Origin of the sequence: Rhodococcus sp. IEGM 1408 (genome assembly GCF_033142235.1) — a bacterium.
GTDB lineage: Bacteria > Actinomycetota > Actinomycetes > Mycobacteriales > Mycobacteriaceae > Dietzia.
Window position 1 is genome coordinate 17,966 of record NZ_JAWLRW010000014.1, and the last position, 20,871, is coordinate 38,836.

The following is a 20,871-nucleotide window of genomic DNA, read 5'->3' on the forward strand; positions in this document are numbered from 1 at the left end:
TAGGAGCTCAACATGGACTCACAGCGACGAGGACGACTCACCGCAGCACTGATCGTCGCGGCCGTGGTGGTCGTCGTGGCCCTGGTCGCCGCCCTCATCCTGGCGATTGCCACCGGCGACAGCGACGACGCGGGCAGCGCGGACGCTCCACCCACCACGAGTGCGCCAGAGCCCTCGGCCGGGATCGCTGCGCCGTCGGACGACGAGACCACTGACATTGACCTGGTCGGCCGCCAGGTCACAGTGGTGACGTCCGCCGGCGGGACGCCGCGCGAGCAGACCGGAGAGCCCGGCGCCTTCCCCGTAGGCCAGGAAATGGTGGGCCCTCCCGACGGACTCGAACTGCAGCGCGTGAGCAGCGGCACCACAGTCATGGTCTCGCGCTCGGACGGACCGACCGGGGTCGACGACGGGGTAATGACGGGCTACGCCCGCTCACCCGGCGGTGCAGCACTCCTAACAGCCAATTACATGGGTTTCGGGATGGAGCTAGGCGGGGTGTACGCCGACTTCATCGGACATTTCATGCCGACGATGGCCGGCGAAGACCCGGAGTTTCTTGAGGAGATCCGGGCCCGCGGCGACTCCGTCGACGGACGCGCCCTGGTAGCAGCGCAGGGATACAGTGCGCCGCGGTGGTTCAAGTTCGGGCAGTGCGACGAGAACTTCTGCACCGTCGAGGCCGCGTTGCCGTCAGTCTACGAAGCGGTCGGAGAGATCAACTCTCCCGACCCCAACGTCGGAATTCACGATCATCCGGTGATTCGGGTCTCGATGAAGTGGGTCGCCGACCAATGGGAAATCGTCTCGGGACGAAACATGACTCCGCTCACCGAGATCGACGGGTCGTGGTCCCGGTGGATGTGAGACCAGCACTGAAAGCCCTCGCCACCGTCGTAGTGGCGCTCTTCGTCGCGATCGCTGTCGCTACGCCGGCCCACGCCCAGGACACCGGACAGAACCAGTTTCAGGAGTTCAACGAGGAATGCCGAAGCGGCGACCGCGACGGCGACCTCGTCGACGGCGGACTTCTGGGCGGCACCGGCGCCCATGAGTGGCTCCGCGACTCTGCCCACACCGGTGGTCTTCGCGAGACTTTCACCGCTCCGGTGCGCGGGGCTCACGCTGCTGCTTGCATGGGTGTGGGCGCGGTGCAGCATCCGGGCGACGCGATCCAGGCCGCGGCGGATGCCGCGTGGGATGGAAAGCTCGCCGGGATCGTCCGGGAGATCAAGGACGGCAACCCGGCGGTGATCGGCTACACGCTGACGCTGTGGACGAAGTTCAAACTGAACCCGGACGCGCTCGAGCTGTCCTCGTCGGGAATCAACAATCTCGTGTGGCAGGGCGCGATCGCTGGGCTCGCGTTGAGCCTGGTGATCGGCCTGCTAAAGGTGGCCTCAACGCGGCGGCAGGGCTCCGGGGAGGCGATGGAGGACGCGGCCGCGGCCTACGGCCGGTACCTGCTGTACGGGGCTCTGGTTCCGGCACTGGCGATACCGGCGATCATGGCCTTCGACGGCTTCGCTGACGTGCTGGTGAACACCTATATCGCCGATGCCGGGGACTTCACGAAGATCACCGATGCGGTCACGATCGGCGAGGACATGAACCCAATTTTGGTGCTGGTGTTCGTGCTCATCTCGCTGATCGGGTCGCTGGCGATGTGTCTGGCGATGGTCATGCGGATCATTTTGCTTCCCATCCTGATCGGGCTGATGCCGATCTTCGCGGCATGGGCGATCGGGCGAGCGGGACGGTTCACCGTCGAGAACGCGATGGGTGTCCTGGTCGCGTTCGCGTTGCTGAAAGTCGCGGCCGCGTTCGTCTACATGTCTGCGGTGTGGGCGGCGATGAACCTCGATGGGTCCGAGGAGAACAAGCTGGTCTCTCTGGTGCTGTTCGGGGCGGCCGGCTTGTGCGCCCCTGCACTGCTGGCGATCATCCTGCCTCAGATGAAGGGCCAGGCCGGTGGCTCGGCTGGCGCCCTGGGAGGGGCGGCCCTCGGGGCGACCGGTGCGGTCGTGGGCGGCACGGTCGCCGCGGCGGCCACGGGCGGTGCCGGCGCCCTGGCGGCCGGCGGCGCGGCCGCGGGCGCGGCTAGCTCGGGCGGGTCCGCGTTGGGCCTGACTGATGGGGGCAGTGGGGGTTCCGGGGGCGGCGCTTCTGGTGGGCGTGGCCCGTCCGGTGGGGGCGATCCGTCCGGTGGTGGTCCGTCGACTGGTGGCGGATCGCGTGGTGGACCAGCCGCTGGTGGATCCGGGGGAGGCGGCGCTGGAGCTCTTGGTTCCGGTCCCTCGACCGGCGGTGGTCAGCAGGTGGCCGCGGCAGGCCAGACAGGTGCGCGGATCGCGCGCAACGCCGCCGGCATGGCCGGGTCTGCCTTGCGAGCGGGCGGCGGGATCCTCGACGACTCGGTAGGCGCTCCGGTCAATCCGGGGTCGGCCTACCGGTAGGGGGAGCTGATGAGCGAGACGATGGCGCCGCAGACCGAGACGACCACCTACACCCTGGGCCGCAAGCGGGAGCGCAACTTCATTGGCCGCATCCCGGTCCGTACGGCCGTGGTGGGGTTTGTCGGCCTCATGGCGTTCGTGGTGTCGATGTTGGCCCAGCAGGTGCGGTTCGCCCTGGTAGCCGCTCTGCTGGCTGTGCTGGTGGGTGCCCTGGTGCATTTTCACCGAGACGGACGGTCTTTCGTCACGTCGGGGCGGCTGGTGGCCGCGCACGTGTGGCGCCGCATGACTGGGGAGAACCTGTACCTCTCGGGCCCGGAATCGCGGGTGCCGGGCGGGCAACGTCGGGCGCCGGGTCTGCTGGCGGGCACCGAGCTGCTCGAGGATGTCGACGCGAACGGCTACCGGTTCGGGGTGATCGTCAACCCTGCGGCCCAGCAGGTCACGGTGAAGCTGACCGGGCAGCTGTCCGGAGATGTGCTGCGTAGCGTCGCGGAGGCTGAGGCGACGACCGCGCAGTGGGGGACGTGCGAGGCGCAGTGGGCGCACAATCGGAATCTGTTGGCGGTGGTGGCCCGGCACACCACCAGGCCGTCGACGGGGATGCTGGCCTTGCGTGAGGTCGAGACCCTCGATTCGCCGGAGGCACCTGCGGTCGCGCGGGAGATCCAGTTCGAGCGAGCCAGGATGCTGCAATCGGGTGGCCAGGATTATGAGTTCGAGCTGGCTTTCACGCTGAAGGTGTCGGTGTCACATTCCCGGGACCGCCGATTTCTCGACCAGCTCCGTTACGAGATCGGTGCGTTCTATCGCGGCCCACTGCCATGGGCGGGGATCAAGGCGCGACCCATGACGGCGGACGAAATCGTGGCCTCGACGCACAAGGCGTTCAATCCCGCGGCCGAGGAAGACTTCGAGGAGCTGCACATCAAAGGCGTGCCGCACCATCTGCCGTGGTCGGATGCGGGGCCGGCGGTGGCCAAGGCCACCGCGCGCGGGTATTTCCACGACGGCACCTGGTCGCGGACCTGGGAGATGGTCTCCGCGCCGCCGGCCACGTTCGAGAACAAGCACTTGCGACCCTTGCTGGAGCAGCACTCGAGGATCACGCGCAAGACCGTCTGTCTGGTCTACCGGCCGTTCCCCCCGGGAGTGGCGCATTCGCTGGTCGAGGCCGAGCACCGGGACGCAATGGTCGGGGTCAACGACGGCAAGACGATCAAGTCCGTTGACGCCGAGCTGCGGTTGGAGGGCACGACGGCTTCACGTAAGGCGCTGGCCAAGGGAGCTGGGTACGGGCGGCGGTCGATGTACGTGTCGGTGACGTGGTTGCCGGGCGAGGACGACCGGGCGATCGACGGTGATGTGGAGGCGCTGGCCAACCAGTTGAACATCCGGGTGCGCGAGATGCGGCTCATGCAGGACTCGGCGTTCTCGTTCTGCCTCGGTGCTGGAGCCCTGCCGTTCGGAAGGAAGGACTGAGCGGATGTTGAACCTCAAGAACCTATTTGGATCGACTCCCGATACCCGCCCCCGCCCCCTGCGCGGACTGGAGGTCAGTGAGACCGTCGATGCCCGCGGCTTCCCCCAGGCGCTCGTCACCGACGCCAGCCGCCACCAGATTGCCGTGGCGAGCCTGGTGGATGATGCCGGGATCGTGGAGCAGGAGAGGGTCAGTGCGTGGACCCGTCAGGTGGCGGGCCTGGACCGGCTTCTGGCCGGTTTCGCCTGTGACAGCACGACCTCAGCGCCACCGCTGCTGGGTGGAGTGTTCTCGGCCGCCGACAAGACCGAGCGAAGCGACCTCACGGAGTTGGCCTCGATCGTGGCGGTCGACGCACCGACCCTGTACGACGCGGCCGCTCTCGCCGGCCTGCCGGCCCGGCCTGCACGCGAGAGCGAGATCGCCGGGCGCTGCGGTCACGTCCTGGACGCGGCGCTGCGGTCAATCGAGGATCTATCCGAGCTGACCTGGGACGAGTCGTCGCGCAGTGTTCGCGTGGGAAGTGTGGAGTGCGTCAGCTTCACACTGTCGTGCTCGGATCCGGCCAGCGGAGCAGAGGCCAGCGCGGACGTGTCCGACGTGCTGGCCGAGTGGGACGCCGCCGGCCACATCTGGCGTACCCGCTGGATGCGCCCCTTCGTCGACCCCCTGTCGGTCAGTGAGGTCGAGGCCGCCGACGGTGGACGGGTGTGGTCGACAGTGACCGTGGCCGGCGGACACGAGATCGCCCAACTGTTCTTGCAGGCGCTGCGGCCGCGTACCCGCCTGCGGGTGCGGCATGAGTCCGGGCGCCAAGGGGTGATGTTGGCCGCCAACCTGGGACTGGGTGTGGCGGGGTTCCAGCACGCGACGATCGAGACGGAGCTGCCGCTATGAGCATGTGGAGAGCAGAGGAGGCCACCGCCGACTACGGCGAGCTGTTCCGGGCGATTCTCGACGGGCAAGAGAAGTACCCGCTGCCGTGGACCCGCCGAGGGCGGGCCCTAGGCAGATGGCAGAAGGCCAACCCGGATGAGGTCGGGCGGATCAAACACGAGTCGCTGGCCCGGCATGGTGTGGCCCCGGTGGTCGGAGAGGATGCGTGGCCACGAGCCGGGGCGCGCGGCTTTCGCGCCCCCTTCGCCGCCGGGATCGGGTCGGGTCTGGTGCGATCGGTCACTGCTCCGAACGAGTTCATGATGGCCACCAACTACGCCGCCGGGTGGAACCCCAACTCGGTCGGCTCGCCGTCTCCGATGATCGGCCCGCCGATCGGGCGGAACCTGCTCGACGGCAAGGACCTCGGCTTCGACTGTCTGAGCTGGCTAGAGCAGAACCTGCTGTCGACGCCGTCCGCGTTCTTGATGTCGGTGCCCGGGCTGGGCAAATCCTCGCTGGTGCGGCAGATCCTGCTCGGACACTCGGCCCAGGGGCATGTACCGATCATCCCCAACGACCTCAAGGGGGAGTACGTCCCCCTCGCGCTGGCGGTCGACGGGCAGGTGATCCGGATCGGGCACGGCCTGGACCGGATCAACCCCCTCGACGCGGGCGCTCTGGGTTCGGTGGTGCCGGTCCTCCAGGAGGCGATCGCCACCCACACCGGGGACACCGACGCCGATCGGGAGAGGCTGCGCATGTTGGAGCAGCAGCTCCATCGAGCCAAGAAGGAGGTGGCCGCCGGTCAGCGCCGCATGATCGAGACGCTGGTCTCGCTCGCCCGGCAGGGTCGAATGGCCGACTACGAGTCCGCGGCCGTGGCCGTGGCACTGGACGACTTGTACGCCGAGGACGGCCCGGACGGGCGCAGTCGCTGGGTACATCCGCCGGAGCTGACAGACCTGATCGCCATGCTGCAGGCAGGGTCCCGGCAGCTGCACCAGGTCACCGTCTCGGCGTCGGACGAGGAGTACCACGCCACCGTCCGGCCGCTGCTGCGCAGCCTGTATGCGATGCAGCACGGTGTGACCGGGGAGATCTTCTCAGGGCAGACCACCACGCCCATCGACGTCAACTCCGCCGCGGTGGTGATCGACGTGTCCGCCCTGGACGACAACGACGAAACCGTGAAAGCCGCGGTGATCATGGCGTGCTGGTCGGCGGCAGCGGGCGCGGTGACGGCGTCGAAGATTCTCGCCGATGCTGGCCTGCGCAAGCGGAAGCTGTTCGCCTACACCCTCGACGAGCTGTGGGGCACCCTGGCCGCCGCGCCGGGGCTGACCAAGCATGTGGACGGTCTCATGCGTCTGCTGCGAACAATGGGCTGCGCGGTGTACCTGGTCACCCACGGGTCCAAGGATCTGGAGACCCTGCCGACCGAAGCGGATCGCAACCGCGCGATGGGGTTCATCGACCGGGCCGGGGCTGTGATCTGTGGTGGACTGCCGGCCGACGAACTGCGCCTACTTGGCGGAAAACTCCCCTTCACAGCGCGGGAAATCGCCGAGATCACCTCATGGTCACAAGGGGCCTCACCAGACCGGGAACGCTCTGCGGATGCCCCTGTGCCGCCCGGCCGCGGGTGTTTCATGATCAAAGCCAGCAAGAGCACCGCGCCCGGCATCCCGTTCCGCACCGACATCTCGCCACTAGAGACGAAATGGCGACTACACGACACCAACGCCGCGTTCGAGGACGAGTGGAAGCGCAAGTCCGCGCGAGCCGGGGGACTGGTCAATGCCTAGTCCCGCCGGGGGCTACAGCCCCGAGTTCAAGGAAAATGTCGTCGACCGGTTCGTGGGCTACTTCAGCGCCTCGTCCACCCTGTCGTCTGCGGCCGCGAGCGCGGCGCGCGACTTCGGTGTGGCGACCTCCACGGTGCTCAGCTGGGCCGAGGACCAGCAGCGGATGCCGCGTCCGACCTGGGGGGAGATTCGGCGCCTGCGCGCCGCGAACGCGCACCTGTCCGCTCGGCTGCGGGAACTGGAAGACCGGTGACCCTCAAGGGGCCGGTGCTGGCGCTGGTGATCGTCCTCGCGGTCGCGTTCGGGTTGACCATCGTCGTCTCCTCCTTCATCGAGGACGACGACCGGTGCGCACCGACCGGAGGGTCCAGCTCAGCGGCCGGCGGAGTCCCCGACGGGGACTACTCCAAGCCCATGAAAGACGGCACCTACCAGGTCTCCTCGGGCTATCGCTCAGCCGATCGCCCCGACCACCGGGGCATCGATTACGCAGCACCCGTGAACACTCCCATCTACGCCTTCGCCGACGGCGTGGTCACCGAATCGGGCCCCGCCTCGGGATTCGGCAACTGGATCGTCATTGACCACGAGGGAAACGGTGGGGACGGCATGTTCTCCACCGTCTACGGGCACATGCCAGCGGACGACCTCAGGGTCAAGGCCGGCGACGCAGTCAAGGCCGGCCAGCATATCGCCGGGGTCGGCAACGAGGGCCAATCCACGGGCGCCCATCTGCATTTCGAGATCTGGGCAGGAGGCCGCTACGGCGGCCAAGACGTCGATCCGGTGCCGTGGATCGACAAGGCGACCAATCCGGGCGAGGCCGGCCAGAGGCCCGCTCCCGCACCGACACCGAGAGAACCCACGGACCGGGGTACGCGCGGGGGAGAGCTTCCCCCGTCGGACGTCGTGTCCGAGCAGAACTTGCAGGTCGACTCGGTCCGCGTGGCCCGGGCCGTCGCCCAGAAGTTCCCCGAAGTGCAGACGATCGGGGGGTGGCGCCCCAGCGACCCGTTCCCCGACCACCCGTCAGGCAGAGCCGTCGACGTGATGATCCCGGACTACGCCAGCGGTGCGGGTAAGAAGCTCGGCGACGAGATCGCCGACTACCTGTTCCGCAACAAAGAAGCGTTCAACATCGAGTACTTGATCTGGCGGCAGCAGTACATTCCCGCCGAAGGCCAGCCGAGCCAGATGGAAGATCGGGGCACCCCGACCGAGAACCACTTCGATCACGTGCACGTGACCGTGGCCGGAGGGGGAATGCCCACCCCGGGCCAGAAGTACGGTCCCGCCCCGGAGGGAGGTGGTCCCGGTGTCGGCGCCTCCACCGGTGAGTGCGTTCCGGACGGTGTCGGCGACCACGGGCGCGCGCTGAACGACGGTGAGATCCCGGAGGAGCTGCGCAAGTGGATTCGTCTCGGCGGGCAGGTGTGTCGCGAAGTGGATTCGCCGCTGCTGGCGGGGTTGCTCTACCACGAGTCGGCAGGGTTCCAAGCTCGGGCTGTCTCGCCAGTGGGAGCGCAGGGATATGCGCAGGCGATGCCTGCTACCTGGGCCTCTCGAGGGGCGAAGGTCGACGAGAACGGCCAGGTGGCCGGTCCGCCGGGCTCTGGCTCGCCCTCCGATCCCGCAGACGCCACGATGTTCGCGGCCCGCTACCTGTGCGAGATCGCCGAAGGCCAGCGCGAGGGCATCGCCTCAGGTCAGCTCTCCGGGGATCCGCAGACGCTGATGCTGGCTGGGTACAACGCCGGCCCGGGCGCCGTCCAGCAGTACGGCGGGGTTCCGCCGTACGCGGAGACACAGAAGTACGTCGTCATCGTGCCCGCAGAAGCCGCCAAATTCGCCACGACAGCAGGGTAAGGAGCAGTGGCCATGGAAGCAGAACAACGACGCCTCTTGATCATCGCGGGCGTGATCGCCGCAGGCGTGGTGGCGGCGTGTGTGGTGGTGACGCTGGTGGTGGTGATGCTGCGGGCCGGAGGCGACGAACTCGGCACCGACGCCCATCACGTGCACGCAGAACCGACAGAGACCGCGGAAGGAGCCGCGCGGGCCGCGATGCGGCAGATCTTCACGTGGCGGCCGGCCGAGCAGGCGGGCCCCTGGGACGCACTGCACGCGGCCGCGGACACGCTCACTGGGCCACTGGCCGAGGCGGCGGCCGAGCGCCCGGCCTCAGAGCCACTGCCTAGACAGTGGGCGGCGTGGGCGGCCTCCGGTGACGTCGTCGTGGGAGCTGTGGAGCTCGCCAGCGATCCGGTTGACCCTCACGCCCCCCGGGCCGAGGTGCGTCTGATCCTGCGGCAGGTGGTTCAACACACCGACGGCGACACGACCCCGCTTCCGGAGATGGCAGCGCAGGTGGTCGTGGTCCGTGAGGGACACGCCTGGAAAGCCGCGCAGTACCGACTAGAGATGACGAGATAGGGGCACATCATGGCTGGCAACGACAATCCGAGGAACACCCGAGTCTCGCAGTTCCCCCCCGAGCACGTCGTGCTGCTGATCATGCTCGCCGGGTTCGTGGCGATCAACGTCTCGGTGTGGGCGGCGCATCGTGCGGCGGTCAAACTCGGCGGCGCCGAGCCACCGAGCCCCTTTCCACTACTCGGCGCTATCGAGGTCCTGGCGCGTGACTCGGTGACCTGGTCCCCAGCGGCGACAGCCCTGCTGGTGACCCTATGGCTGGTCGTCGTGGTGATCGCCGCCGGGATCTTCATCGCTCGCCGGCGATGGCGACTGCGGCGCACCGGGGGCACGCAGTCCCGCATCGCCCACGCGACCCGACAGATGGCCTCGACCAGCGACATCGCGACACTGTCCCCGCGTGCGCGTAAACGGGAGCACCAGAACAACAACCTGCCTGACTGCGGCTGGTACGGCTCCTACCTGGGCCGGGAGTGGAGCACCGGGCAGGTCCTCATGTCGGGCACCGAGGACAACGTGTTGAACCTGTGGGCTCCCCGCGAGGGCAAGACCACCAGCAAGGCCATCCCGGAGATCTGGAACGCCCCCGGCCTGGTGGTGGCCACGAGCTGCAAGCGCGACCTGATCGACGAGACGATCCAGCTGCGCGAACACGTCGGCGAGGTGTGGGTGTTCGACCCGCAGAATCTGGCCCCCGGCGCTGGTGAGGGCCGCGGGTTCTTCTTCGACCCGCTCGACTTCGTCCGGGCGGCACGATACTGGGACGGCTCGGCGTTACGCCTGGCCGAGATCTTCGAGGGCGCCACCACTGCCCGGTCGGCGGTCTCTGGTGATGCCGGCGAGAATGCGTTCTTCTACCAGCAGGCCCGAGACTTGCTCACCGCGCTGTTCCTGGCCGCGGCTCTGGGCAACAAACCGATCACCGACGTCTACAGGTGGGTGTCCGCGCCGGGCGCCGGCGAACCACTGAGGCTGCTCGCCGGCAGCACCTACGAGGCGCAGCACGACGACCTGAACGCGAAGTACTCGCTGACCCCACGCACCCGTGACGGGGTGTTCTCGGCTGCGAAAAACTGCATCGCGTGCCTGGGGCTGGCCGAGGTTCGGGAATGGCTGACCCCGCACGGCCACCGCCGGCGTTTGGATGTGACCGCCCTGGCCCACGACGATCGGGCCACGCTGTACATGCTCACCGAAGAAGACAACCCCGTGGCCCGTCCCATTTCCACGGTGCTGGCCATTCTGGTCAGCGAGGCGTTGAAGAAGCGGGCCTCGCAGTTCGAGCGGGACCGGCTCCCGGTCCCGGTGCTGATGGTGCTTGATGAGATCGCCAACGTCGTGCGATGGCCGAACCTGCCTGAAGCGCTATCGACCTACGGCTCCCGTGGGATCCTGTTCGACATTTTCCTCCAGACCTACGCGCAAGGGGAGGAGATGTGGGGCCCAGTCGGTATGCGCAAGCTCTACGCCTTGGTGGCCATCAAAGTCATCGGGCCAGGACAGACCGAGCCAGAGTTCGCGCAGATGGTCTCCACTCAGGTCGGCACCTACCGCGAGGTCGAGCGGTCGGTGTCGTACTCCAATGGCAGCGGTTCGAGTTCGCAACAGGTCGGCGGCGACAAGCCGATCTTGTCCGTCGACGAGATCCAGAACCTGCAGAAATGGCAAATGATCGTGATCGCCAAAGGCCGACGGCCGATGCTCGCGCGGATGATTCCGGCCACCCAGCAGGACTTCTCACCCGCCACGCGTGAGCTGCTCGATCGCCTGGAGAGAGGACAGACCGGTGTCACTGTGGACTGATCTCGTGCGGGCCGCGACGCCCAAACCGTTGCAGAACCAGATGCAGTCCCTGGCCGTCGACGCCTTGACCGGCTACGCCGAGCATCCGGGCCTGGGGTTGGCGCTGCGCCGAGCGGCACACCGCGCCGCCAAGCGGTACTCCGTCGAGGATCTGGGGATCCCGTCGAACCCGCGACATCCCACTGTGTACGACTTCTTCGACGACTATCTACGCCCCGCCTACCAGGTCCAAGATCGCTCACAAGCCAACGCCTGGTGCGGCAAATGGTGGGCGCATCAGAGCGTGGTGTTCCGTGTCCGGGCGATGTGGCGCAGCTACGAGTACCTGGCGGTGACCGATCCCATGCGGGCCGACGAGATCTTCCTACGCACCGTTGGCGATCACCACATGCGGATCCTCCTCGGACCCGAATCGCCGATGGCCTCGTGCCGAAGCCACCACGAACCCTCCGAACTCCTGCGCTCAGAACCGATGGAGAAGACACAATGAACAGCCAGAGTCGCGAGCAGCACATGTCGATGCTTGCCCGAGCCAGCCGCATAGCCGGACGTCAGGGCGGTTTCCGCGAACGCACCCACTACCTGACGGCCGCCGAGCTGCGCACGGTTCCCGTCACCCGGTTACTGAGGGAGACGGCCTGGGCCGATCGCCCCGACGCCTCCGAGCAGTGGAGAGATGAACGTCGCCAGATTGTCGCTGACGAGTTCGCCCGCCGGGGCTTCGAGACGGCGGCCGCCGACGTCTGGCATCGGTGGGAGCCCGCCGACTACGACGCCCGCGCCCTCCTGGAGGAACAGCGCCGGCTCCAGGCCGAGCGCGAGGCCGCCCAGACGCAGGACAGACAAGCCGATCGCGGGCAGGAGATGACGGTGCTGTGGGCGGTGTCAGCGCTGGTGACAGCCGGTGCGGTGACTGAGCTTGTCGACGGTGATGAGGTCATGGAGCGAGTGAGCACAGCGTTGTCGCAGGCGTGGGACGGCCTTGAGAGCGACCCCGCCATCGGTGGCGAGCTGGACATGTCCACAGGGGCGGACCTGTCCGCCAGCCTGAGCGCCGTCTCTGCGTCGGCCACCGCGGAGACCGCCATGGCGCCCGATGTGGCCACGGCCTCTCCTGAGATTGACCCCGACATCGAGATGTAGGAGACCACCATGACCGAGCCGACACCGCCCGCGACCGAGCTGCGGGCTCGACTGGGATCTGCACTCTCCGCCACAGGGTCCCCACTGATGCTGGAGCCGTATCGCGCCACCTGGCTGCCCGAGGACGAGCTCGCGTTCTCCGACTCGCGCTTCACAGGTAGTCACGCGCTGATCCCAGGAAGTCGAGCAACGCTCCTGGCCTCCCGACTCGAGAACCTACTCGCCACCGAATCGATCAGCGAGGTCATCACCCGTATCGAGAACCTGTCGGCGGCGTACGAGATCGCCGACGCCGTCGAGCGAGAGACAAGCGGAACAAGCCCGCACGCCCGCGCTGCCCGCGCCGGTTTCGCCGACAAGGCGCTCGCACACGCAGTGGTCAGCCTGTACTCAGGCGACGATGCGATGACGGTGGACGTACCGGTGGGGCACGTCAACCTCTATAACGAAGACGAGATCGGGGCCAGCGCAATGCACGCTCTGCAGGACGAGGTAGACCGGGTCACCGGCACCACGTTCCTCGAACGAGTGGAGCTTCCGCAGCCCGTGGGGAAGATGATCCACGAGGGGACGTTGTCGCCCTCGAACGCGGCCGAGAGACCCAGTCCGTTCGAGGCCGAGAGCTCCAGCTCGATCGAGGGTGAGAGATCCAGCCCGTTTCGGCTCGGGAACCTGTTCACACGTCGCTCCGCTGAGAACAACCGCTCCGTGGTCGACCCGGTCACCAGCCCAGGGCGCGACGCAGCGGCCGAGAGCTGGTTCGAACTGTGAGCTGAGGCTATACCTCTGGCCCCTGTGACGGCTCCTTGCCGGGCACAGGGGCTTCGTGGTGTGTCGGCCCGTCCGGCTCCGGCTCGCTCGAACCCGGTTGCGAGCCGAACGGGTCGACGTCGAACGGGTTGGCATCGAAGGGGCCCTGGCGCTGGGCCGCGCGGTGGGAGGCCGCGAAGGGGTCCAGCTCTGCGTCGACCGAGTCGAGATCCTCCTCCGGTGGGGTGTGGGTGAGCTTGGTGTGTTCGGTCAGGGTGGCGGCTGCGTAGTCGGCCAGCTCGGTGTCCATTCCGGGGTGCCGAGAGGGCAGGGGCGCCAGGGGCCCGAGGTCGGTGTCGGTGTCGACCTCGTAGCCCGATAGCCAGCCGGTCGCCGAGGCGAGCGGGTCGTCCGGGGCCTCGACCTCGTGGTGCCACTGCGCGATCGCGGCGGCGACGTCGACGCCGCGGGCCAACGCGCTATCAACCGCCGAGCGCAGAGGCGCCGCTTCGGCCGCAGGCACCTCACCGACGGTCATGGAGCCCACCAGGTGGGTGGTGTAGTCGCGCACGAGCAGATCGCGTGCGGCGGCGTAGCCGGCAGCCATGCGGTCTGGGTCGTCGGCGGCGGCTAGCGCGTCGCGGAGTTGTTCGGTGGCGGTGGTGTGTCCGTCGTCGCGAGCCAAGGCAGCTTCGAGCACGCCCCGGGCGGTAGTGAGTCGGTCGTCAACCTCCGGAGCCAGGTGTGGCTTCTCAGTCTCCACATCGAGCGGAGAGTCGGTGACGGCGTAGGCGTGGTTCTCGGCCCGGCCGCGAGACAGGGCGACGTACAGGCCGCGGCGGTTGGTCGCCTCGTCGACGACGGTGCGGGAGACGTCGACGGTGATGCCCTGCGCGCGGTGGATAGTGCTCGCGTATCCCAGCTCGGTACAGCCGGCGACATAGTCGGCATCGAGGGTGACCCGGCCCCGGTGGCCCAGGTGCCGCACGGTCAGTGAACCGTCTGCGCCGACCTTCTCCACGCGCCAGCGGTCACCGTTCTGCACGCGGGAGCCGGGCCTGGTTCCGCCCTTGGTGCGTAGCTCTCCGTTGTTGGTGCGGGTGACGACGATGTCGCCGCGGCCGGCGGTCAGATCGTCGGCCAGGTCGACCAGACCGCGCGTAGTCGCGGCTCCAGTGTCACGGTGACGATTCTGGATCTGGGTGTTGAGCTCACGCACCGTGGCGGTGGTGGAGGCCAGGACGATCCCGTCGCGACCGGCGTCAGTGTCGGCGAAGTGAGCGGCCACCGCGGCGGCGATCATCTCCTCACGGTCGCCACCGTGGACCCAGCCTTTGTCGGCGTGGAATTGCAGGGCGCCGGCGTCGCCGGAGCGGATGCCGACGGAGGCGTGGGCCTGCGCGGTGTCGTCGCCGAACCGGACGACGTCGGTCAGTTCGGGGGCGTTGGTCTCGGAGGCCACCAGGCGCATGAGTCCGCCGGACTCGACGGCGTCGAGCTGCGCGGGATCTCCAACCATGCGCACCACCGCGCCGCGATCGCGGGCGATCTCCACGAGCGCCGCGACGTCCTTGGTGGAGGCCATGGCGGCCTCATCGAGTAGCAGCATCGCACCCGGCTCGATGGTGAGCGGCAGTGTGCGGGCGGCGAAGCCCATGGACTCCAGTTTTCCGCGCCAGCGGTAGGTCATCGAGGCCAGCGTGCGGGCCTCGGCGCCGATCTCCTCACCGAGGGTTTCGGCGGCGACCGCGGACGGCGCCAGGGCGATGACCTGCCGGCCGGAAGCTTGCCAGGCGGCGGTGACGGCCTTCATGGAGGTGGTCTTGCCGGTGCCGGCAGGGCCGACGCCGGCGGCGACGAGTTGCCCGGACAGGCAGAAGTGTTCGGCCAGCGCGCGCTGTCCGGGGTTGAGGACGCGGCCACTCGCGGACTCTTGCTCGGCGATCACTGCCCGCAGTTGCTCGCCGGTGGTGAACACCGCCACGGGGGTCTGTGCGGCACCGGTGACCAGTTGCTCGGAGTCGAGCATTGCGGTTGAGGTGTGGAGCTGCTCGCCGTGGCGCTCGAGGACACTGAGCCCGTCGGAGTCGCGCCGTAATGCGGTGGGCGCATCCAACGTCTCGGGCGTCGACAGGGCCACCGAGTCACGTCTCAGGGCGTGGTCCACCACCGCGGCCACGGCCTCGTCGCGATCGGAGGGTGAGGTGAACGCGACGTTGGTCAGCTGGGTCTCGACCACGGCACGCACGTGCGCGTGGGTCCACGTCGCGCGGGCATCGGACACGGCCTCGATGACGCGGGCGGACTCGACCTCGACGGCATCCATCTGCCGCACCGAGGGGTTCATCTCGCCTGCCTGACTGTCCGGTGTTTCGGGGTTCAGGGCACGGGAGACCATAGCGTCGACGGCGGCTTCTGATCCGAGGTGACGGGCGGCCAATCGGCGCCAGGCCCGTTGGTGGTCGGCCAGCGACCGGGACTCCTGCTTGCCTTCCCGGGTGTCCAGTGTGGCTTGCTGCAGAAGCGCGTACTGGACCGCCTGAGTCGGTGCCCGGCCGTGGGTGGCCCGGTACTCGGCGAGGAGCTCGTCGCGGCGAGCCTCGACCATCTGACGGCGTGAGGAGAACGCCCGGCACAGCGTCTGATCAATGCCGGCGACCTCCCAGACGGGCTGCCTGTCGCGTGTGGGATAGCGGGCCTCGAACGCCACGCCCATCTCCCGGCGAAGGCGATCAACGATCGCCGCGTTGTAGCGCTGGGACGCGGCCACGGCGTGCTTGTGTAGCGCCGCTCCATCGAGGGCGGACCACTTGCCGTCGACGCCCAACACCTTGTTCGACACCGCGCAGTGGGTGTGGAGGTTCGGGTCGCCGGCGCGGGTGTCGTAGTGGTCGAACTGGGCCACGATCAGACCGTGGGTGTCGATCTGCCGCTCGCTGCGATCACCGCGGCGGGTGAAGGCGGCCTCGCGCTCGATCCACGCCAGGGAGTCGTTGACGCACTCGCGGTGGATGCGTTCGATCTCCCGCCGAGTGTCGGTGTCTGCCAGGGCCCATAGGGTGCTGACGGACTTCTGCGGAGTGAACACCAGATCCATTCCGGCGACCGGCTGACGCACATTGCTGCGCTGCGCGGCGGCCCAGGACAGCAGCTCCCGCTCCGTGGGTGGCTGGTGCCCGAACTTGGCGCGGTAGTGCTTGCCTGCCAGCGTCCGCCAGAGGTCCGAGGTGGTGGCCTTGTCGATCGTTTGGCCCTCCTCGGCCAGCTCCCGGAGCGTGGACTTGTACTCCTCCACGAGTGGGATCTCGTTCTTGAACTCCGGGAACTTCCGACCGAGCGCGGTCTCTTTGAGATCGGCGCCAGCCTCGAGCATCTGGTCGGTGTTGGGGTGCCGGCCCTCGCCGAACAGCGCCTTCATCTGCTCCTCGGACACAGTGCCGGACACCGGGCTGATCTCAGAGAGCGCTTCCAATCCAGCGCCGTGCCAGCGGCCGGGAGGGGTGCCGTTGGCGGTGTAGTAGTCGGTCAGCTCCTGGCCACGTTCGCGCAGCCGGTCAGCAGTAGCTACCTGACGTGTCAGGTAGCTGTAGCCGTCCCCGGCGTGCAGCACGTGGAGGGTCATCACGACGCCCACTCTAACCCCACGTCAGCGCCCGGTCACGGACGAAGTCTGAAAATCAGCAAGAGGTGTGTGGATCTTCGTTTGCGGAGGAGGGAGCGAAGCGTAAGACGACCACGGAGCGAAGCTGAGTGCGACAAACGTAATCGGCGACTGCGTCAGGAGCGGAGTAGCGAATCGAGGCGGTTGCGTGACTGCGGGCTGCGATCGTGGATCTGTTCAGTGACGGACCCCGGCGATAGAGTCGCTTTGGAACTGTCACCGACAAAGGGGGAGCGACACCCATGGCCAGGACGTCAGACCGGACAAGCGCCCGCAACCGAGCACGACAAGCGCTCGCCGAAAAGCAAAAGCAGCGCCGGGAGCGCGACGAGCGGATGGAAGCAGCGGCCACCCGCTACTTCGCCGCTGCCGACGCCATCGAGAAGGCACAGCGTGATGCGGGCGAGGCGATTAAGGCGCTCGTCGACGAGGGGGAGGCCCGCGCCGAGATAGCTGACCTTCTCGGCATCAGCACCCGCGACATTAAGATCGCGCTCGACACCCTCAATGCCAGTGACGACGACCAGACCTCGGACGACGGTGCGTCCGCTCCAGACACCCAATCGGGCAGCGAAACCACAGATGACAGCAGCGACGTGGCGTGAACACTTTCGGCGACGTCCCGCTCCCGGGGCTGGAGTTCGCATTCCAGCCCCGACCGGCCATCGTCATCTCCAGACGCGCCTACAGCTCACAGATCGCACCCACTGAGGCAACGATTGAGCGGTTCTGGAACCGAGTGATCAAAGCACCCAGCAACGGCTGTTGGATATTTACCGGGGCCGTCTCGGGAGGAGATGGCTACGGACGCATCACCTGGCGATCCGGCGGCCTCTCGCGCACCATGAGCGCCCACCGCTTCGCACTACTCCTGGCCTACGGCGACGACACCACCGGCACTGTCGGTGAGCACCGTTGCAACGAACCCCTCTGCGTACGCGTCGACGACGCGCACGTGATTCCCTCCACCCAGACCGCCAACCTGCGCTACGCCGTGGCCTGCGGACGCGCCGGCGCCCACCGCGCCACCGGAGACGGACGCACCCGCGCCGAACGCTCCATCGCCGTCCGCGCCGCAGTACTATCCGGCTGGGACCCCATCACCTACGCCCACGCAGCCGGACACACCGGACACGCACACACCCCACGACTGTTCTAGACGCTCTAACCTCGAACAAGTACAGCCCCGCCTGAATCGGCGGGGCTGTTGTCGTATCGGAACGGGTTGGGATGTGTCAGCGCCCGGCCGCTGCACGTTAGTTCCACGAACCCTGCGGACGACAGACATGTCGTGGATCAGCTACCTTTCCTGCCGACCCGGGGTCGTGATTGCGAGCGTGCTTCCTCGGCTCTCGCCTTCGTGCAGTCCTGACACTCGGGGACATCAGCTCGATCCATTTCGAACTTGGCGCCGTCGTCCTCGAAGCTCTGCAAGCCTACGAGCGCGGCGAAGTTGTCCCGGGTGGAAGTAGTGATGGCTCGGTTAAGCGAAAGGCTGGACACATCGAAGCGAGCAGCGTTCGTTATGACGTTTGCGATGAGATAGGCATCATCGAACGAGACGTGGCGGCCTTGGAACGTCGCGACCGCGAATGAGACCTGTCCTCCAGTGAAGTGGACCATTGCGAAGGTTGCCACCCGCATGTCGACGTCGGCCCCGTTGAAGCTAGTCCTTTTCCCGGTGAAGTGTGCTCCGTCAAAAGTGAGCTGATCACCTGTGAACCGGGTTCTGTCGAAACTAACGAAGGGGCCAGTGAAGAACGCCCCTCCGAAGGACACCCAGCTCGCTTCCAGTTGCGCGGCGTTGAAAGAGATCGAGCGTGCGCCTACACGGACCGCGTCGAAGCTCACGGAGTCTGCCGAGAAGCGAGCGCCGTCGAAGCTGGCAGTACTCCCGGTGAAGGACGTTCTGTTGAAGACGACCTGATTCGAGTCAAAATGGGCGTTCCTGAACGAAACTCGCGTCGCGGGAAAGTCTGTCCCGATAAACGACGCCAGCTGCCCGCTAAAATTCGTTCCGTCGAACGAGACGACGTCTCCGGCGCACACGCGGTCTTGGAGGACGAAGTCGTAGAGGTAGCAGCCGTCGAAGACGAGATCAAAATCCGACCAGGGCCCTGGTTGTGGCCTGCCATCGAGGACTCGGACCAGTCTTGAACTGATGATCTTCTGGACCACCTGCTTGAAGGCAATCTGCTGAACACTGTCCAACGATTCGTCTTGGGTGTGGATCGGGTCGCGGAGCTGCGAGATAAGGACGTCGATACACACCTGCTGCTCGGCCCGCGCGTCATCGGAACCTGTCCCATAGTGCGCTTCCCAGTCGTCGGCTAACGCGGCAAGCGCATACGATGCTCCCTCACGCGACCGAAGGTCATTCGCCGAGAGAAGCTTGATCAGCTCGTGAAACCGGTCGCGGAGCGTTCGCTCCGTAGCTTCGCGCCTCTGCTCAGTTACTCGCTGGCTGTCGGTGGCTCGATCCTTTTCCCATCGCTCGTGTTCCACTTCACGGGTGGCGCGCGAGTTCGCGACGCCCCACCAAGCCGTTGTAATCGCCACGACAGCCGCTATGAGTGCAGCGATCGGGGTGGCTAGATACTCCGCGCGGAAGCCAGCCCACCAGGGCAGGCCCTCCGACCAGCTGTGCTGGACAGTCGCCCACCCGCTTAGGGACAGCAGTGCTGCGATCGCACCCCCGCCTACCCGCACCATGGCACTTCCTCGCTTGGGCCTGCTCTTGTCGTCTCTCACCCGTCTCCCTCCACGACCCACGTTTTCAACGGCTCCTGATGCGTAATGCCGAGGTGGTCTTCAACTTGCTCGGCTCCATTGGTCGTACCAACCCGGAGACCACTGCACGGGCGTCAGGGTCTTTTCCGATTGGGCAAGCCGGTGTCGCTTCTGACGCCTTCATCGGGTCCTCTTGTCTCGCTCGGGTCGTCCGACTCTCGCTTGGCCTCGCGATGGTTATCGCGGAGTGAGTCCAGGACTTCACGCAGAGTGTCCGAGGTCGCCTCAGCGCGGACCCGGGCCCGGTCGGCCTGCTCGGCCTCGGCGCGCGCGTCCTGCGCGTCCCGGCGTGCCGCGTCAAGCTGCCCACGCAGCTGCGCCAGCTCCGCGCGCAACCCTTCGACCTCGCCGACGGCGCGATCGCGGGCCGCGGCGGCCTCATCCCTCTCCGTGGCGGCCTGCTCGGCGGCGACAAGGGCGTCAGCTTCGCCAGTGCGAGCGGCATCCAGGGCCACGGCGGTCGCCTCGTCCGCCTGTTCCGCAGCCCGCTTCCACGCCGCGGCCCACACCGACTGCACCATCGCAGACATCGCCTCCGACAGATCCGGAGCCTGGGGCGCATCCCCGGCAGCGCCGGTGGCGTGTTCACGCATCCACGCGGCCACCTCGCCGATGCGCACCCCCGCTTCGCGCTGCACACTGCGCACGGTGACCTTGTCCCCTCGCGCGACGAGCACTCCATAGGCTCGAGCGATCTTCTCCGACGTCGACATAGCAATCTCCCACAGTGCGGTAACAGGTAACGGGTAACGTATTTCGTTACCTACGTTACCCGACCGGCGTCCGGCGCGATAGTGCTCGTCCGGATATCGCGGCGAGCGGGGACGGAGCGGTTGGGTCGTCGGCGCCCAGGGCCCGGCCGACGAACCGGGCGACCCTGCCCAGGGGGCGGTGCGCTGGTTATCCGGCGGTCAGGTTGTAGGTGTCCAAGACGGCGGCCAGGGCGGTGTTGCCTGGGGGCGGGGTCACGGCCTCGCCTGGATCCGCACTGAGCGCGTCTTGCGCCTCGTGGCGAAGCCACACTGCCCAGCAGGACCATTCGGTTCCGTGCTTGGAGTAGTAGTGGATTCCCCAGGACGGCACGTTGCCGGCGAGCGGAGCCGCGGCCAGGGCCCCGGCCAGCTCGGTGGTCAGGTAGCGATCGGCGCTGCGTGTCTGCGCCACGGTGATCTCGGTGACCCCTCGTTCCCACAGCGAAAGGGGAATGTGGGCGCCCAGGTACGTGATGGTGCGCGCGTGCTCGATCTCGATGAACCACCCGGCCGGCGGCATTGTCACGGTGTACATGCGGTGGGCGTATAGCCAGCTGATGTCGATCACGCCGGGTGGCCGTGCGCCCAGCTCGGCCCACTCCTGGGCGATCAAGGCGTAGAGATCGTCCTCGCCTGGATCATCGAGGTAGTCACTCGCCCGGTAAGGGCCGCGGATCTTCAGCGCACCCAGCAGCTCCCCGTACGCCCCCTCGGGACTACTGGCGCAGTAGATGGTCTGCTCGCCGGGCAGATCGAAACGGTTCCACCCGGAACGGTCCTCACTGCTGCTCAGGCCTCGGGCCGGCGGGTTGAGTACTCCGTACGAGGGTTTGGCGAGCCGATAGACGAGCTGCCGGGCGGACGGAATGAGCGCCAGGCCCGTGTGCGCGCACACCGTGATTGCAGGCCTCACAGA

General features: G+C 67.4%; 18 protein-coding genes. 14 read left to right on the forward strand and 4 right to left on the reverse strand.

Annotated features, from left to right (window positions below; all coding sequences use genetic code 11):
• Positions 1–12 precede the first annotated feature (12 nt).
• Genes R4P08_RS16830 through R4P08_RS16885 form a run of 12 tightly spaced genes read left to right on the forward strand, consistent with a single transcriptional unit; the run spans position 13 to position 12,773 of the window.
• On the forward strand, positions 13–867 hold the full coding sequence (locus R4P08_RS16830) for a hypothetical protein (RefSeq protein ID WP_069388985.1): 855 nt from the start codon (positions 13–15) through the stop codon (positions 865–867).
• Positions 864–2,456 (forward strand): hypothetical protein, encoded by a 1,593-nt coding sequence (locus R4P08_RS16835; protein ID WP_317815062.1) that lies wholly within the window; start codon positions 864–866, stop codon positions 2,454–2,456. Before R4P08_RS16830 ends, R4P08_RS16835 begins: the two co-directional genes overlap by 4 nt.
• A 9-nt stretch (positions 2,457–2,465) precedes the next feature.
• Positions 2,466–3,938 (forward strand): SCO6880 family protein, encoded by a 1,473-nt coding sequence (locus R4P08_RS16840; protein ID WP_083249524.1) that lies wholly within the window; start codon positions 2,466–2,468, stop codon positions 3,936–3,938.
• A gap of 4 nt (positions 3,939–3,942) precedes the next feature.
• The gene (locus R4P08_RS16845; RefSeq protein WP_069388793.1) at positions 3,943–4,836 is read left to right on the forward strand and encodes a hypothetical protein; all 894 of its coding nucleotides are present in this window, start codon (positions 3,943–3,945) and stop codon (positions 4,834–4,836) included.
• Positions 4,833–6,623: an ATP/GTP-binding protein gene (locus R4P08_RS16850; protein ID WP_256821440.1), complete on the forward strand. Its 1,791-nt coding sequence runs from the start codon at positions 4,833–4,835 to the stop codon at positions 6,621–6,623. The genes R4P08_RS16845 and R4P08_RS16850 overlap by 4 nt, the downstream gene beginning before the upstream one ends.
• Positions 6,616–6,876 (forward strand): hypothetical protein, encoded by a 261-nt coding sequence (locus tag R4P08_RS16855; protein WP_182641760.1) that lies wholly within the window; start codon positions 6,616–6,618, stop codon positions 6,874–6,876. The genes R4P08_RS16850 and R4P08_RS16855 overlap by 8 nt, the downstream gene beginning before the upstream one ends.
• Positions 6,873–8,489, forward strand: coding sequence for a peptidoglycan DD-metalloendopeptidase family protein (locus R4P08_RS16860; protein ID WP_069388796.1), 1,617 nt, complete (start codon positions 6,873–6,875; stop codon positions 8,487–8,489). The genes R4P08_RS16855 and R4P08_RS16860 overlap by 4 nt, the downstream gene beginning before the upstream one ends.
• A 12-nt stretch (positions 8,490–8,501) precedes the next feature.
• Positions 8,502–9,056 carry a hypothetical protein gene (locus R4P08_RS16865; RefSeq protein ID WP_156776030.1) on the forward strand — a complete coding sequence of 185 codons (555 nt, stop codon included), beginning with the start codon at positions 8,502–8,504 and terminating at the stop codon, positions 9,054–9,056.
• A 9-nt stretch (positions 9,057–9,065) separates the two neighbouring features.
• The gene (locus tag R4P08_RS16870) at positions 9,066–10,859 is read left to right on the forward strand and encodes a type IV secretory system conjugative DNA transfer family protein (RefSeq protein WP_069388797.1); all 1,794 of its coding nucleotides are present in this window, start codon (positions 9,066–9,068) and stop codon (positions 10,857–10,859) included.
• Positions 10,843–11,349, forward strand: coding sequence for a DUF4913 domain-containing protein (locus R4P08_RS16875; protein WP_069388798.1), 507 nt, complete (start codon positions 10,843–10,845; stop codon positions 11,347–11,349). The genes R4P08_RS16870 and R4P08_RS16875 overlap by 17 nt, the downstream gene beginning before the upstream one ends.
• Positions 11,346–12,002, forward strand: a complete 657-nt coding sequence (locus R4P08_RS16880) for a hypothetical protein (protein WP_069388799.1) — start codon at positions 11,346–11,348, stop codon at positions 12,000–12,002. The genes R4P08_RS16875 and R4P08_RS16880 overlap by 4 nt, the downstream gene beginning before the upstream one ends.
• A 9-nt stretch (positions 12,003–12,011) precedes the next feature.
• Complete coding sequence (locus tag R4P08_RS16885; RefSeq protein WP_069388800.1) at positions 12,012–12,773, forward strand: hypothetical protein; 762 nt, start codon at positions 12,012–12,014, stop codon at positions 12,771–12,773.
• 7 nt (positions 12,774–12,780) lie between these two features.
• Here the strand turns inward: R4P08_RS16885 and mobF are convergent, their stop codons facing one another.
• Positions 12,781–16,374, reverse strand: a complete 3,594-nt coding sequence (gene mobF / locus R4P08_RS16890; protein WP_317815068.1) for a MobF family relaxase — start codon at positions 16,372–16,374, stop codon at positions 12,781–12,783.
• Between the two features lie 281 nt (positions 16,375–16,655).
• Between mobF and R4P08_RS16895 the strand changes: the two genes are divergently transcribed.
• Together R4P08_RS16895 and R4P08_RS16900 are read left to right on the forward strand one after the other, a co-directional pair.
• Complete coding sequence (locus tag R4P08_RS16895; RefSeq protein WP_317815063.1) at positions 16,656–17,018, forward strand: hypothetical protein; 363 nt, start codon at positions 16,656–16,658, stop codon at positions 17,016–17,018.
• A 239-nt stretch (positions 17,019–17,257) separates the two neighbouring features.
• Complete coding sequence (locus tag R4P08_RS16900) at positions 17,258–17,572, forward strand: hypothetical protein (protein WP_259894704.1); 315 nt, start codon at positions 17,258–17,260, stop codon at positions 17,570–17,572.
• 137 nt (positions 17,573–17,709) lie between these two features.
• Here R4P08_RS16900 and R4P08_RS16905 read toward each other — a convergent pair whose 3' ends face one another.
• The 3 genes from R4P08_RS16905 to R4P08_RS16915 all read right to left on the reverse strand — a co-directional run bounded on the left by R4P08_RS16905 (position 17,710) and on the right by R4P08_RS16915 (position 20,868).
• Positions 17,710–19,164: a hypothetical protein gene (locus R4P08_RS16905; RefSeq protein ID WP_317815064.1), complete on the reverse strand. Its 1,455-nt coding sequence runs from the start codon at positions 19,162–19,164 to the stop codon at positions 17,710–17,712.
• A gap of 113 nt (positions 19,165–19,277) precedes the next feature.
• Positions 19,278–19,916, reverse strand: coding sequence for a hypothetical protein (locus R4P08_RS16910; protein WP_259894708.1), 639 nt, complete (start codon positions 19,914–19,916; stop codon positions 19,278–19,280).
• Positions 19,917–20,103: 187 nt separating this feature from the next.
• On the reverse strand, positions 20,104–20,868 hold the full coding sequence (locus R4P08_RS16915) for an RES domain-containing protein (RefSeq protein WP_259894711.1): 765 nt from the start codon (positions 20,866–20,868) through the stop codon (positions 20,104–20,106).
• Positions 20,869–20,871: the final 3 nt, after the last annotated feature.

Bases quoted from the DNA above. Each gene is read 5' to 3' on its own strand.
- R4P08_RS16830 (WP_069388985.1), top strand. From the start codon at position 13: ATGGACTCACAGCGACGAGGACGACTCACCGCAGCACTGATCGTCGCG.
- R4P08_RS16840 (WP_083249524.1), top strand. From the start codon at position 2,466: ATGAGCGAGACGATGGCGCCGCAGACCGAGACGACCACCTACACCCTG.
- R4P08_RS16845 (WP_069388793.1), top strand. From the start codon at position 3,943: ATGTTGAACCTCAAGAACCTATTTGGATCGACTCCCGATACCCGCCCC.
- R4P08_RS16850 (WP_256821440.1), top strand. From the start codon at position 4,833: ATGAGCATGTGGAGAGCAGAGGAGGCCACCGCCGACTACGGCGAGCTG.
- R4P08_RS16855 (WP_182641760.1), top strand. From the start codon at position 6,616: ATGCCTAGTCCCGCCGGGGGCTACAGCCCCGAGTTCAAGGAAAATGTC.
- R4P08_RS16865 (WP_156776030.1), top strand. From the start codon at position 8,502: ATGGAAGCAGAACAACGACGCCTCTTGATCATCGCGGGCGTGATCGCC.
- R4P08_RS16870 (WP_069388797.1), top strand. From the start codon at position 9,066: ATGGCTGGCAACGACAATCCGAGGAACACCCGAGTCTCGCAGTTCCCC.
- R4P08_RS16880 (WP_069388799.1), top strand. From the start codon at position 11,346: ATGAACAGCCAGAGTCGCGAGCAGCACATGTCGATGCTTGCCCGAGCC.
- R4P08_RS16885 (WP_069388800.1), top strand. From the start codon at position 12,012: ATGACCGAGCCGACACCGCCCGCGACCGAGCTGCGGGCTCGACTGGGA.
- mobF (WP_317815068.1), bottom strand. From the start codon at position 16,374: ATGACCCTCCACGTGCTGCACGCCGGGGACGGCTACAGCTACCTGACA.
- R4P08_RS16895 (WP_317815063.1), top strand. From the start codon at position 16,656: ATGGCCAGGACGTCAGACCGGACAAGCGCCCGCAACCGAGCACGACAA.
- R4P08_RS16900 (WP_259894704.1), top strand. From the start codon at position 17,258: ATGAGCGCCCACCGCTTCGCACTACTCCTGGCCTACGGCGACGACACC.
- R4P08_RS16910 (WP_259894708.1), bottom strand. From the start codon at position 19,916: ATGTCGACGTCGGAGAAGATCGCTCGAGCCTATGGAGTGCTCGTCGCG.